Raw genomic sequence first — 13,638 nt, forward strand, 5'->3', positions numbered from 1 at the left:
GCACACGGGCGGTATTGGGCCCGCTGCATCACCGGCAGGGACAAGGGAAACATGGCACGTTCTAAGATCGCTCTTATCGGCTCCGGCATGATCGGTGGCACGCTGGCTCACCTGGCCGGCCTCAAGGAACTGGGCGACATCGTCCTCTTCGACATCGCCGAAGGGACCCCGCAGGGCAAGGCCCTCGATATCGCGGAATCGTCCCCGGTCGAGGGTTTCGATGCCCGCCTGTCCGGCGCCAACGACTACGCTGCCATCGAGGGTGCGGATGTCTGCATCGTGACGGCCGGCGTGGCCCGCAAGCCCGGCATGAGCCGTGACGACCTCCTTGGCATCAACCTGAAGGTCATGGAGCAGGTCGGCGCGGGCATCGCCAAATATGCGCCGAACGCCTTCGTCATCTGCATCACCAACCCGCTCGACGCCATGGTGTGGGCGTTGCAGAAGTTCTCGGGCCAGCCCAAGGCGAAGGTCGTCGGGATGGCCGGCGTGCTCGATTCGGCGCGCTTCCGCCACTTCCTGGCCGAAGAGTTCAAGGTTTCGGTGGAAGACGTCACCGCTTTCGTGCTGGGCGGCCATGGCGACACGATGGTGCCGCTGACGCGTTACTCCACCGTTGCCGGCATTCCGCTGACGGACCTCGTCAAGATGGGCTGGCTGACGGCCGAGCGCCTGGAAGAGATCGTCCAGCGTACGCGTGACGGCGGCGCCGAGATCGTCGGTCTGCTCAAGACCGGCTCGGCCTATTATGCGCCGGCGGCATCGGCCATCGTGATGGCCGAGAGCTACCTGAAGGACAAGAAGCGCGTGCTGCCGGCGGCTGCGGCCCTGAAGGGCGAGTACGGCCAGAACGATCTGTATGTCGGTGTGCCTGTCGTCATCGGCGCCGAAGGCGTGGAGCGGATCATCGAGATCGAGTTGAACGGCGACGAAAAGACCGCCTTCGAAAAATCGGTCGGCTCCGTGAAGGGCCTGATGGAAGCCTGCCAGGGCATCGCGCCGAACCTCAAGTAAAGACCTTGCCGCCGCCCGGACCGGGCGGCGGTTTTTCCATTCGTTGCGCCGCCAGGCGAAACACGAGGACCATCTTCAATGAACATCCACGAATATCAGGCCAAGCAGGTTCTCAAGGGCTTCGGCGCGCCCGTTGCCGAGGGCGTGGTCATAACGGAAGCCTCGCAGGCCGAGGCAGCGACCCGTCAGCTGCCGGGCCCCCTCTATGTCGTGAAAAGCCAGATCCACGCAGGCGGACGCGGCAAGGGCAAGTTCAAGGAACTCGGCGCCGAGGCCAAGGGCGGCGTGCGGCTGGCCAAGTCCGTCGAGGACGTCGTCGCCAATGTCGGCGAAATGCTCGGCAATACGCTGGTGACGGCGCAGACGGGCGACGCCGGCAAGCAGGTCAACCGCCTCTACATCGAAGACGGCGCCGACATCGACCGCGAACTCTATCTCTCGCTGCTCGTCGACCGTTCGGTCGGCCGGGTCGCCTTCGTCGTCTCGACGGAAGGTGGCATGGACATCGAGGCGGTGGCGCACGACACCCCCGAAAAGATCATCACCGTCGCCATCGACCCGGCAACGGGCGTGACGGCCGAGGATGCCGCCCGCATCAGCGATGCCTATGGCCTGGAAGGCGCCGCGCGTACCGACGGCGAGACGCTGTTCCCGGCGCTGTACAAGGCCTTCGTCGAGAAGGACATGTCCCTTCTGGAGGTGAACCCGCTGATCGTCATGACCGACGGGCACCTGCGCGTCCTCGACGCGAAGGTGTCCTTCGACGGCAACGCGCTGTTCCGTCATGAGGACATCCGCGAGCTGCGCGACACGACCGAGGAAGACGCCAAGGAAATCGAGGCGTCCAAGTACGACCTCGCCTATGTCGCCCTCGATGGCGATATCGGCTGCATGGTCAACGGCGCCGGCCTGGCCATGGCCACGATGGACATCATCAAGCTGTACGGCAAGGAGCCGGCCAACTTCCTCGATGTCGGCGGCGGCGCGAGCAAGGAGAAGGTCACGGCGGCCTTCAAGATTATCACCGCCGATCCCAACGTGAAGGGCATCCTCGTCAACATCTTCGGCGGCATCATGCGGTGCGACATCATCGCCGAAGGCGTGGTCGCGGCCGTCAAGGAGGTGGGGCTGCAGGTTCCGCTCGTCGTGCGGCTCGAAGGCACCAATGTCGAGCTGGGCAAGAAGATCCTGAACGAATCGGGCCTTGCCATCACCGCAGCAGACGATCTGGACGACGCCGCCCAGAAGATCGTCGCGGCTGTCGCCTGAACCAGCCCATCGACCCCTCCGGAGTTCGAAAGAAACACGATGTCCATTCTCGTCAACAAGAACACCAAGGTCCTGGTTCAGGGCCTTACCGGCAAGACCGGCACCTTCCATACGGAACAGGCGCTTGCCTATTACGGCACCCAGATGGTCGCCGGCATCCATCCCAAGAAGGGCGGGGAAACCTGGCACGGCTCGAAGGGCGAGGAACTGCCCATCTTCGCCAGTGTCGCCGAGGCGCGCGAGCGCACCGGCGCCGATGCCTCCGTCATCTATGTGCCGCCGGCCGGCGCGGCCGAGGCGATCATCGAGGCGATCGAGGCTGAGGTTCCCTTCATCGTCTGCATCACCGAGGGCATTCCCGTTCTCGACATGGTGCGCGTGAAGGCGCGCCTGGAAAAGTCCAAGTCGCGGCTGCTCGGCCCCAACTGCCCGGGCGTCCTGACGCCCGAGGAATGCAAGATCGGCATCATGCCGGGCTCCATCTTCCGCAAGGGCAATGTCGGCATCGTCTCGCGCTCCGGCACGCTGACCTACGAGGCCGTTTTCCAGACCTCCAATGAGGGCCTTGGGCAGACGACGGCGGTGGGCATCGGCGGCGATCCGGTCAAGGGCACCGAGTTCATCGACGTTCTGGAGATGTTCCTGGCCGACGAGGCGACCCATTCGATCATCATGATCGGCGAGATCGGCGGCTCTGCCGAAGAAGACGCCGCCCAGTTCCTGGCCGACGAGGCCAAGAAGGGTCGCAAGAAGCCGATGGTCGGGTTCATCGCCGGCCGCACGGCGCCCAAGGGCCGCACCATGGGCCATGCCGGCGCGGTGGTTTCCGGCGGCAAGGGCGACGCCGAATCCAAGATCGCGGCCATGGAGGCAGCAGGCATCCGCGTGTCGCCTTCTCCGGCCCGCCTCGGCAAGACGCTTGTCGAAGTGTTGAAGGGCTGAAACGGCACGCCCCTCAAAATCGCCGGCCGAAGACCTATCTTCGGCCGGAATGTTCAGCATAACCGGCGTGGCGGCGGCTACGCCGGCGTCAGCGTGAAAAGAGGGCCATGACGGCCCTTCAGCGCAATACAATCTGGGAGACGGCGCACCAGGCATGCGCCGCGAAGACGAGATGGCACGCAATCCGGCGAACGAAACCTTCGCGCTTACCTCCTTCCTGTATGGCGGCAATGCCGACTATATCGAGGAGCTGTACGCCGCTTACGAAGAAAACCCCGCCTCGGTGGACGAGGAATGGCGCGCTTTCTTCGGCGAGCTGAAGGACGACAAGGCGACGGTTCGCAAGAATGCGGAAGGCGCCTCGTGGGCACGGCGCAACTGGCCGATCGCGGCGAACGGCGATCTGGTTTCGGCGCTGGACGGCGATTGGGGCCAGGCCGAAATCCGCGTCGAGAAGAAGGTCCGCGAAAAGGCCAAGGCCGACGGCGTCGAGCTTTCCGACGGGCAGGTCAGCCAGGCAACGCGCGATTCGGTGCGCGCGCTGATGCTCATCCGCGCGTTCCGCGTCCGTGGCCATCTGCACGCCAAGCTGGACCCGCTGGGTTTGGCCCAGCCCGAAGACGATTACAACGAACTGTCGCCGGAGGCCTACGGCTTCACCGCTGCCGACATGGATCGCAAGATCTACATCGACAACGTGCTCGGCCTCGAATTCGCGACCGTGCGCGAGATCGTCGATATCCTGTCGCGCACCTATTGCTCCACGATCGGCATCGAGTTCATGCACATCTCCAACCCAGCCGAGAAGGCCTGGTTGCAGGAGCGCATCGAAGGGCCGGACAAGGGCGTTGAGTTTACCCGCGAGGGCAAGCGCGCCATCCTCAACAAGCTCATCGAATCCGAAGGGTTCGAGAAGTTCCTGGACGTCAAGTTCAAGGGCACCAAGCGTTTCGGTCTGGATGGCGGCGAATCGCTGATCCCCGCGCTGGAGCAGATCATCAAGCGCGGCGGCCAGCTCGGCCTCAAGGAGATCGTGCTGGGCATGGCGCACCGCGGCCGCCTCAACGTGCTGTCCCAGGTCATGGCAAAGCCGCACCGCGCCATCTTCCACGAGTTCAAGGGCGGCTCCTACGCCCCGGACGACGTGGAAGGCTCCGGCGACGTGAAGTATCACCTCGGCGCGTCCTCGGACCGCGAGTTCGACAGCAACAAGGTTCACCTGTCGCTGACGGCCAACCCGTCGCATCTGGAAATCGTCAATCCCGTGGTGCTGGGCAAGGCGCGCGCCAAGCAGGACCAGCTCGGTGGCGGCCGTACCCGCACCGAGGTGGTGCCGCCCGAGGTGCGCAACCAGGTTCTGCCGCTGCTGATCCACGGCGATGCGGCCTTTGCGGGGCAGGGCGTGGTCGCCGAATGCTTCGGCTTGTCGGGCCTGAAGGGGCACCGCGTCGGCGGCTCGATCCACGTGATCATCAACAACCAGATCGGCTTCACGACCAATCCCCGCTTTTCGCGGTCTTCGCCCTACCCGTCGGATGTGGCGAAGATCGTCGAGGCGCCGATCTTCCACGTCAATGGCGACGATCCGGAGGCGGTCGTCTATGCCGCCAAGGTGGCGACCGAATTCCGCATGACCTTCCACAAGCCGGTGGTCATCGACATGTTCTGCTATCGCCGCTTCGGCCACAACGAGGGCGACGAGCCGGGCTTCACCCAGCCGATCATGTACCGCCAGATCCGCAATCATCAGACGACGCTGGAGATCTACTCCCGCAAGCTGATCGATGAGGGCGTCATCTCGCAGGAGGAAGTCGACGCACGCAAGGCCGAGTGGCGCGCCCAGCTCGATTCCGAGTTCGACGCCGGGCAGAGCTACAAGCCCAACAAGGCCGACTGGCTCGACGGCGCGTGGGCAGGCTTGCGCCGCGCCGAAAGCAACGACGAGCCGCGCAGCGGCACGACCGGACTGCCCGTCAAGACGCTCAAGGAGATCGGCAAGCGCCTGACCGAGGTGCCGTCGGATTTCCAGGTTCACCGCACCATCCAGCGCTTCCTGGACAACCGCGCCAAATCCATCGAGACGGGCGAGGGTATCGACTGGGCCACGGGCGAGGCGCTGGCCTTCGGCAGCCTCGTCGCCGAAGGGCATCCGGTCCGCCTGTCCGGGCAGGACTCCGAGCGCGGCACGTTCAGCCAGCGTCATTCGGTGCTGTACGATCAGGACAGCGAAAACCGCTATATCCCGCTGCAGAACATCGCCAAGGGCCAGGCGGTGTACGAGGTCATCAACTCGATGCTCTCGGAAGAGGCGGTCCTTGGCTTCGAGTACGGCTACTCGCTGGCCGAGCCGAATGCGCTGACGCTGTGGGAAGCCCAGTTCGGCGACTTCGTCAACGGCGCACAGGTGGTGATCGACCAGTTCATCTCGTCCGGCGAGGCCAAGTGGCTGCGCATGTCCGGTCTGGTCATGCTGCTTCCGCACGGCTACGAGGGCCAGGGGCCGGAGCATTCGTCGGCTAGGCTGGAGCGCTTCCTGCAGCAATGCGCGCAGGACAACATGCAGGTGGCCAACGTCACCACGCCGGCCAACTACTTCCATATCCTGCGTCGGCAGATGAAGCGCGATTTCCGCAAGCCGCTGATCCTGATGACGCCCAAGTCCCTGCTGCGTCACAAGCGGGCGGTCTCGTCGCTGGCCGATTTCTCGGGCGAGGCGAGTTTCCACCGCCTGCTGCACGACGATGCGCAGCGCGGCATCGGCGATATCTCGCTGGTCAAGGATTCCAAGATCCGCCGGGTCGTTCTGTGCTCCGGCAAGGTCTATTACGACCTTCTCGAAGAACGCGAGAAGCGCGGCATCGACGACATCTATCTGTTGCGCGTCGAGCAGCTCTATCCGTTCCCGGCCAAGGCCCTGATCAACGAATTGTCGCGCTTCAAGCAGGCCGAGATCGTGTGGTGCCAGGAAGAGCCCAAGAACATGGGTGCCTGGAGCTTCATCGACCCCTATCTGGAATGGGTTCTCGACAGGATCGGCACCGACAAGCGCCGCGCACGCTACACCGGCCGGCAGGCCGCGGCGTCGCCGGCGGCGGGCACCATGTCCAAGCATATGGAGCAACTCGGGGCCTTCCTCGAGGATGCACTCGGTAACGGCGATCCGGCCGGCCGCAACTGAACAGATCAAGTCAATCCGGAAGAGAAGACGAAACGTCCATGAGCACCGAAATCAAAGTTCCGACCCTTGGCGAAAGCGTCACGGAAGCCACGATCGGCCAGTGGTTCAAGAAGGCGGGCGACCGGGTTGAGCAGGACGAGACCATCGCCGAGCTCGAAACCGACAAGGTCACCGTCGAAGTGCCGGCTCCGTCGGCCGGCGTCCTGCAGGAGATCGTCGTTCAGGAAGGCGAGACCGTTGCAGTGGGCGCGCTGATCGGCGTCATCGGTGAAGGCGACGGTGCGGGCGCCGCCGCGCCGGCCAAGGCCTCCGGCAAGCCGGCCGAAACCATCGAGAAGGCACCCAAGGAAGGCGCCGAAGACGGCTCCGACACCACGCTGCCGAACCCCAGCCATGGCGATGCCATGCCTGCCGCTCCGTCGGCGCAGAAGATGATGGCCGACAAGGGCATCGCGGCTGCCGACGTCCAGGGCTCCGGCAAGCGCGGCCAGGTCTTGAAGGGCGACGTGCTGGATGCCATCGCGAAGGGGTCTTCGGCTCCTGTCGCCGCGGCCCCGGCAGCGGCGCGCGCGCCCTCGGGCGAGGCGGATGCCGCCCGCGAGGAGCGGGTGAAGATGACCCGCCTGCGGCAGACGATCGCGCGGCGTCTGAAGGATGCCCAGAACACGGCAGCCATGCTGACCACCTTCAACGAGGTCGACATGACCGCGGTGATGGAGCTGCGCAAGAAGTACAAGGACCTGTTCGAGAAGAAGCACGGCGTGAAGCTTGGCTTCATGGGCTTCTTCACCAAGGCCGTCTGCCATGCCCTGAAGGAGATCCCGGCCGTGAACGCCGAGATCGACGGCACCGACCTCATCTACAAGAACTTCGCCCATATCGGCGTGGCGGTCGGCACCGAAAAGGGCCTCGTCGTGCCGGTCGTGCGGAATGCCGACCAGATGGGCATCGCCGAGATCGAAAAGGAAATCGGCCGCCTGGGCATCGCGGCACGCGACGGCAAGCTGTCGGTCTCCGACATGCAGGGCGGTACCTTCACCATCTCCAACGGTGGCGTCTACGGGTCCTTGATGTCGACGCCGATCCTGAATGCGCCGCAGTCGGGCATTCTCGGCATGCACAAGATCCAGGAGCGGCCGATGGCGATTGGCGGCAAGGTGGAAATCCGGCCGATGATGTATCTGGCGCTGTCCTACGATCACCGCATCGTGGACGGCAAGGAAGCCGTCACCTTCCTCGTGCGCGTCAAGGATTCGCTTGAGGATCCGGAACGCCTCGTCCTCGATCTCTGATCGGGGCGACATCATGGTCGAGCGCGTCATGGTTGTTACGGGCGGATCGCGGGGCATTGGCGCCGCGGTCGCCCTCAAGGCGGCCGCAGCCGGCTACGCGGTGCTGGTCAATTACGCGGGCAACGCGGCGGCGGCCGGCTCGGTCGTCGAGCGGATCCGCCAGGCGGGCGGCACGGCGGACAGCGTCAGGGGCGATGTGGGCAGCGAGGCCGACGTCGAGGCCATCTTCGCCGCAGCCGACGCGATGGGCCCGCTTTCGGCCCTGATCAACAATGCCGGTGTCTTCGACCAGCCCAGCCTTTTGGCCGATATGACCGCCGAGCGGCTGGAGCGCACGTTCCGCATCAATATCCTCGGCAGTTTCCTGTGCGCCCGGGCAGCGGCACGGCGCATGGCGCAGTCGCGGGGCGGCCAGGGCGGGTCGATCGTCAATCTCACCTCGGCAGCCGCCAAGCTGGGCGCCGGCGGCGAGAATATCGACTATGCGGCCAGCAAGGGCGCAATCGACACGTTCACCATCGGTCTGGCGCGCGAGCTTGCGGCCGACGGCGTCCGCGTCACGGCCGTGCGCCCCGGCATCATCGATACGGATATCCATGCGTCCGGCGGGCGCCCCGACCGGGTGGCGCAGATGACCCCCAACCTGCCGATGCGCAGGCCCGGCACGGCCGACGAAGTGGCGGAAGCGATCCTGTGGCTCGTTTCCGACTCGGCGTCCTATTCCACCGGCACCATTCTGGATGTCAGCGGCGGACGGGCCATACTTCCCTGAAGATCGACCGTCCCGAACGGGTCGGCAAGGAGTTGCGGACATGACCGAGCTTCCCCTGACATCAGAGCTTCTCGTGCTCGGCTTTTCGGTCGTGCTGCTGTTCGTGCATATTTTGTTGCAGGGGCGTCTGGCGACACGCGAGCGTGGGCTGGAATGGAACGCAGGCCCGCGCGACGGGGAGATGAAGCCCTTGGGGCCCAAGGCCGGGCGTGCCGAACGCGCCCTTCGCAATTATCTGGAAACCTGGCCCGCCTTCATCGCGCTTGCGCTGGGCCTTGCCGTCACCGCCCGCAGCGGCGGCGTCGCGGCTTTCGGCGCGTGGCTGTGGTTCATCGCCCGCCTCGTTTACCTGCCGCTTTACATCTACGGAATTCCCTATCTTCGCAGCCTCGCCTTCGTGGCGTCCTGCGTCGGGCTGTTCCTCATGCTCATTCGCTTCCTCTGAACATCGGACTGGACTTTCCATTATGGCTGAAACTTTCGATCTCGTTGTGATCGGTTCCGGGCCCGGCGGCTATGTCTGCGCCATCAAGGCCGCACAGCTTGGCCTCAAGGTCGCTGTCGTCGAAAAGCGCGCTACCTATGGCGGCACCTGCCTCAATGTCGGCTGCATCCCGTCCAAGGCGTTGCTGCATGCGTCGGAAATGTTCGCCGAGGCGCAGCATTCCTTTGGCACTTTGGGTGTCATCGTGGACCCCAAGCTCGACCTCGGTGCCATGCTGACGCACAAGGACAAGACCGTTAAGGCCAATGTCGACGGCATCGCCTTCCTGTTCAAGAAGAACAAGATCACCGGTTATATCGGCGCCGGACGTATCGTCTCCGCAACCGAGGTTTCGGTGACGAAGGAAGACGGCACGGCCGAGACCCTGCAGACGAAGTCGATCGTCATCGCAACCGGTTCGGAAGTGGCGGGTATCCCGGGCGTCGACCTGTCCTATGACGGCAAGGTCGTCGTGTCTTCGGACGACGCTATCGCGCTGCCGCAGGTTCCCGGCACGATGATCGTCGTCGGCGGCGGCGTCATCGGGCTGGAACTCGGGTCGGTCTGGTCGCGTCTCGGCGCCAAGGTGACCGTGGTCGAGTATCTCGACAAGATCCTCGGGTCCATGGATGCGGAAGCCTCCTCGACCCTGCAGAAGCTGCTGGCCAAGCAGGGACTGGAATTCAACCTCAGCTCGAAGGTGACGGGCGTTTCGGCCGAGGGCGGCAAGGGCCGCGTGACGTTCGAGCCGGTCAATGGCGGCGATGCCGTAACGCTGGAGGCCGATGTCGTGCTGGTGTCGACGGGACGCCGCCCCTACACGGCCGGCCTTGGCCTGGAAGAGGTCGGGGTCGCACTCGACAAGGCGGGGCGCGTCGAGATCGACGGGCACTATGCCACCAACGTCAAGGGCATCTATGCGATCGGCGACGTGGTGAAGGGCCCGATGCTGGCCCACAAGGCCGAGGACGAAGGCGTTGCCCTGGCCGAAATCCTGGCGGGCCAGGCCGGCCACGTAAATTACGCCGTCATTCCTTCGGTGGTCTACACCGCGCCGGAAGTTGCCTCCGTCGGCCGGACCGAGGAAGAGCTCAAGGCAGCCGGGGTCGACTATCGCGTCGGCAAGTTCCCCTTCACGGCCAATGGCCGGGCGCGCGCCATGCAGCACACCGACGGTCTGGTCAAGGTTCTGGCCGACAAGGCGACCGATAGGGTGCTGGGTGTCCATATCGTCGGCTATGGCGCAGGCGAGCTGATCGCCGAGGCGGCCGTCCTGATGGAGTTCGGCGGCTCGTCCGAGGATCTGGCACGCACCTGCCATGCTCACCCGACCATGTCGGAAGCCGTGCGCGAAGCGGCCTTCGCCACCTTCGCCAAGCCGATCCACATGTAAGGATCGATCTTCATCCAGATTGAACAGGGCCCGGCCGCCATCGTGCGGCCGGGCCCTTTCATGTTCGGGTCAGTCGAGGCGCTCGAAGGTCCAGCCGTCCTGTCGAAACAATTCGACAAGCCCTTCCGCGCCGATCAGATGCTGGGCGCCGACGGCCACGAACGCCCCGCCCTTGGCCAGGATCGGCTCGGCGCGCTGGCGCATAAGGTGGTTTCGCTGGCGCACGATGCGCTCGTCGAACGCCTGCCAGATTTCGGCCGAACGCGCCGAATCCTCGCTTGTGGGCGCGATCTCCTCCAGGGCCGGTACGATGGTGGCGATCTCCCCGCGCAGGTAGATCGCCGTCATCGTCTCGAACAGGTCGTCCATGCGGTCGCGGTTCTGCAGAACCGATAGCAGCATGTCGGCCTGATCCTGCATTGGCATGGAGGCCAGTGCCTCCAACTGCTCCGCTCCTGTTTCGAGGCCTAGCACGGGTTTGCCCGCAGCCTGTGCCCGGGCGGCAAGATCCATGTCCAGGATCGTCGCCCCATCGGCGATCCTTCGCTGCTCGCAGGCCGGCATCATTAGCCCGGTCGCAAGAAACCATGGCTGCATGGTGCGCACCGTCGCGGCCGGCATGCCGGACGCTTCCAGGCCGTTTTGAACAAGCGTGGCATCGCTGCCGGAAAAAAGATCGGGCAGGGTCTGGCCGTCGGGAAGGTTCATCAGGTCGGGCCGTGACAGAATCAGCGCCGCCATCTTCCGCTCATCGAGCAGATCGGTGGTTTCGATCACCATCGTGGTCGCCGAATCGAAAGCCTCCCGGGCGGCGGTCGGCAAGGCCAGCACGCGCGGATCGGTGACATGCAGCGTGCCGAACAGGAAGTTCGCCGCGCCATCATTGCGGGTCAGCCGGTACAGCCGGCCCTCGCCATTGGCCTCTTTGGCCGCCGCGGCGGCGACCGCCGCACGCTGGGCAGGCGAAAACCCGGCCGTCAGGTCGCTTCCGGAGGGGCAGCCTTCGGCGGCGACGGCGAGCCCCGATGCTGTCAAAAGGCCTGCCATAAGCGCGATGGCGCCGATGCGGCGCAAACCGGCGCTAGGCTTCCGGGGAGGGGACATTGCGGGATCTCCGGGCACGGGGGTGGGCAGCCGCATGTGCGGCCATCAGGCGGGCGGAGTCCACGCCTGTATAGGCCTGGGTGGTCGAAAGCGAGGCGTGCCCCAACAGGTCCTGGATGGTGCGCAGGTCGCCACCGCCGGCCAGAAGGTGCGTCGCGAAGGAGTGGCGCAGGGCGTGCGGGGTCGCCGAATCGGGCAGGCCGATCAGTCCGCGCAGCCGCTGCATCTCGGCCTGGATGATCTGCGGCCGTAGCGGGCCGCCGCGCGCACCACGAAAAAGCGGCCCGGATGCGTCCAGATGCCATGGGCAGGACGAGCGATAGGCCTGGACGGCCTGATGGACGGCCGGCAGCAGCGGCACCAGCCTTTCCCGTCCGCCCTTTCCGACAATCCGCATGGATATGGCGCCTGCGTCGGTCAGGCTGTCTCCCGGCAGGCCGAGCGCCTCCGAGATGCGCAGGCCGCAGCCGTAGAGCAGCGTCAGCACGGCCACGTTGCGGGCGGAAATCCACGGTTCGGTCGCCATGGCGCCGGCCTCGTCCGTCACGGTCACGGCGTCGGCCGGGCTCAGCGGTCGCGGAAGGCGGCGCGGCAGGCGGGGCGTGCGCGCAGTGCGCACCGACGCGCTCGATGCCTGCCCGTCACGCTCCAGAAAGCGGATGAAGGACCGCACTCCGGCCAGGCCCCGCGCCAGGCTCCGGGCCCCGGCCCCATTGGCTTTCCGCGATGCCAGGAAGCTGCGGATGTCGGCTTGCGGCAGATCGGCAAGATCGGTCAGGCGGGCCGGGCGCCCGTGATGACGCGTCAGGAACACCAGAAGCTGACGCACATCCCGCTCGTAAGCCTCGATCGTATTCGCGCTCACGCCGCGCTGGCCTTCCAAGCAATTCAGCCATTCGGCCTTGCGGTCCAGCAGGCCCGGCTCGGCATGGGTCAGGATTTCGCCGGTCATTCTCGCCATCCTTGCGCGTTCGGGCGCCAGCATCCGGGTAAAAGGTTTCGCATTTTTGAAAGCCGGGCTGGAAGGGCAGCGTCGCAACACCATCTTTGGGCAGCAAACGCCGCGACCCGCGGCGACCAGAAGGGAGACGACGCATGAAACGCCATGCAACCGCGATCTGGAACGGGGCCCTTGCCGATGGAAAGGGCGCGCTGACGACCCAGTCGGGCGCTCTCGACAATCACGGCTACTCGTTCAAGTCGCGTTTCGAAGACGAAAGCGGCAAATCCGGCACCAATCCCGAAGAGCTCCTTGCCGCAGCGCATGCCGGCTGCTTCGCGATGCAACTGTCGCACTTCCTGGCCGAGAACGGTACCCCTGCCGACGAGTTGAAGGCACGGTCCGTCGTCAGCGTCGAGCAGGCTGCCGGTGGCTTCGAGGTCAAGTCTTCGGCGATCACGCTGGAAGGTAAGGTTCCCGGCATCGACGATTCGAAGTTCCAGGAGCTGGCCACCAAGGCCAAGGAGAACTGCCCCATCTCCAAGGCGCTGGGCGCCATAGAGGTGACGCTGGACGCCAAACTGGTCTGATCAGCCGGACCGCCGCTTGCGCCCGTAAAGCTCCAGGCGGTGAAAGACGATCTCATATCCGAGGCGCTGCGCGATCTCTTCCTGTAGCGCCTCGATTCGTTCGGAGTGGAACTCGACCACCTCTCCGGTGTCCATGTCGATCAGATGATCATGGTGCTCGGCCGCGGCATGCTCGAAGCGCGATGGCCCGCCCTCGAAGGCATGGCGGTGGATCGCTCCCTTTTCCTCAAGAAGCTTCATGGTCCGATAGACCGTCGACAGCGAGATCGCCGGGTCGATGGCCACCGCGCGCCGATAGATTTCCAGTGCATCCGGATGGTCGGCATGCCCGCCGACGATGGACAGGATCACCTTGCGCGGGCGCGTGATACGCACGCCCGCTTCCCGCAGGATCGCCTCGTAGGCGCGGCTCTTGTCTGTTTGCGACGCACTCATGCCGATTCTCATACTGGTTTCGAATTGCGATGTGAATTGTGATGAGCTGCCACTCAGCGCGATTCCCGCCTCAACCCGGCCGATTCCACCGGGATTCGCCTTGGATGGCCGCGTTTGGATAGAATCGGGCATCCCCAGAATGTCCGGATGACAGGACGGTGACGCGTAAGCGCGCTGAGCATCGCCTTGAAATGATTGGCCGAATTTAGAATTTTTCCGAACGGT

General features: G+C 65.0%; 12 protein-coding genes. 9 read left to right on the forward strand and 3 right to left on the reverse strand.

Going from position 1 to position 13,638, the window contains the following annotated elements; all coding sequences use genetic code 11:
- Positions 1-51: 51 nt before the first annotated feature.
- The 8 genes from mdh to lpdA all read left to right on the forward strand — a co-directional run bounded on the left by mdh (position 52) and on the right by lpdA (position 10,344).
- The gene (mdh, locus tag AUL31_RS19380; protein ID WP_060610609.1) at positions 52-1,014 is read left to right on the forward strand and encodes a malate dehydrogenase; all 963 of its coding nucleotides are present in this window, start codon (positions 52-54) and stop codon (positions 1,012-1,014) included.
- Positions 1,015-1,092: 78 nt separating this feature from the next.
- Positions 1,093-2,283, forward strand: a complete 1,191-nt coding sequence (gene sucC / locus AUL31_RS19385) for an ADP-forming succinate--CoA ligase subunit beta (protein ID WP_060610612.1) — start codon at positions 1,093-1,095, stop codon at positions 2,281-2,283.
- Positions 2,284-2,322: 39 nt separating this feature from the next.
- Positions 2,323-3,225 carry a succinate--CoA ligase subunit alpha gene (gene sucD / locus AUL31_RS19390; RefSeq protein ID WP_060610616.1) on the forward strand — a complete coding sequence of 301 codons (903 nt, stop codon included), beginning with the start codon at positions 2,323-2,325 and terminating at the stop codon, positions 3,223-3,225.
- Positions 3,226-3,397: 172 nt separating this feature from the next.
- Positions 3,398-6,403, forward strand: a complete 3,006-nt coding sequence (locus AUL31_RS19395; RefSeq protein WP_060610695.1) for a 2-oxoglutarate dehydrogenase E1 component — start codon at positions 3,398-3,400, stop codon at positions 6,401-6,403.
- A 38-nt stretch (positions 6,404-6,441) separates the two neighbouring features.
- Positions 6,442-7,695 (forward strand): 2-oxoglutarate dehydrogenase complex dihydrolipoyllysine-residue succinyltransferase, encoded by a 1,254-nt coding sequence (gene odhB / locus AUL31_RS19400; protein ID WP_060610619.1) that lies wholly within the window; start codon positions 6,442-6,444, stop codon positions 7,693-7,695.
- Positions 7,696-7,708: 13 nt separating this feature from the next.
- Entirely contained in the window at positions 7,709-8,467 is a 759-nt protein-coding gene (locus tag AUL31_RS19405) for an SDR family oxidoreductase (protein ID WP_060610623.1), read from the forward strand.
- Positions 8,468-8,507: 40 nt separating this feature from the next.
- Entirely contained in the window at positions 8,508-8,912 is a 405-nt protein-coding gene (locus tag AUL31_RS19410; RefSeq protein ID WP_060610626.1) for an MAPEG family protein, read from the forward strand.
- A gap of 22 nt (positions 8,913-8,934) precedes the next feature.
- Positions 8,935-10,344: a dihydrolipoyl dehydrogenase gene (lpdA, locus tag AUL31_RS19415; protein WP_060610632.1), complete on the forward strand. Its 1,410-nt coding sequence runs from the start codon at positions 8,935-8,937 to the stop codon at positions 10,342-10,344.
- Positions 10,345-10,413: 69 nt separating this feature from the next.
- Here lpdA and AUL31_RS19420 read toward each other — a convergent pair whose 3' ends face one another.
- On the reverse strand, positions 10,414-11,448 hold the full coding sequence (locus tag AUL31_RS19420; RefSeq protein ID WP_073469505.1) for a TraB/GumN family protein: 1,035 nt from the start codon (positions 11,446-11,448) through the stop codon (positions 10,414-10,416).
- Positions 11,426-12,400, reverse strand: a complete 975-nt coding sequence (locus AUL31_RS19425) for a tyrosine recombinase XerC (RefSeq protein ID WP_060610639.1) — start codon at positions 12,398-12,400, stop codon at positions 11,426-11,428. Before AUL31_RS19425 ends, AUL31_RS19420 begins: the two co-directional genes overlap by 23 nt.
- Before the next feature lie 143 nt (positions 12,401-12,543).
- Between AUL31_RS19425 and AUL31_RS19430 the strand changes: the two genes are divergently transcribed.
- Positions 12,544-12,978, forward strand: a complete 435-nt coding sequence (locus AUL31_RS19430) for an OsmC family protein (RefSeq protein ID WP_060610642.1) — start codon at positions 12,544-12,546, stop codon at positions 12,976-12,978.
- Here AUL31_RS19430 and AUL31_RS19435 read toward each other — a convergent pair whose 3' ends face one another.
- Positions 12,979-13,413: a Fur family transcriptional regulator gene (locus AUL31_RS19435; RefSeq protein ID WP_060610698.1), complete on the reverse strand. Its 435-nt coding sequence runs from the start codon at positions 13,411-13,413 to the stop codon at positions 12,979-12,981.
- Positions 13,414-13,638: the final 225 nt, after the last annotated feature.

Source organism: Aureimonas altamirensis, from assembly GCF_001463885.1.
Taxonomy (GTDB): Bacteria; Pseudomonadota; Alphaproteobacteria; order Rhizobiales; family Rhizobiaceae; genus Aureimonas; species Aureimonas altamirensis.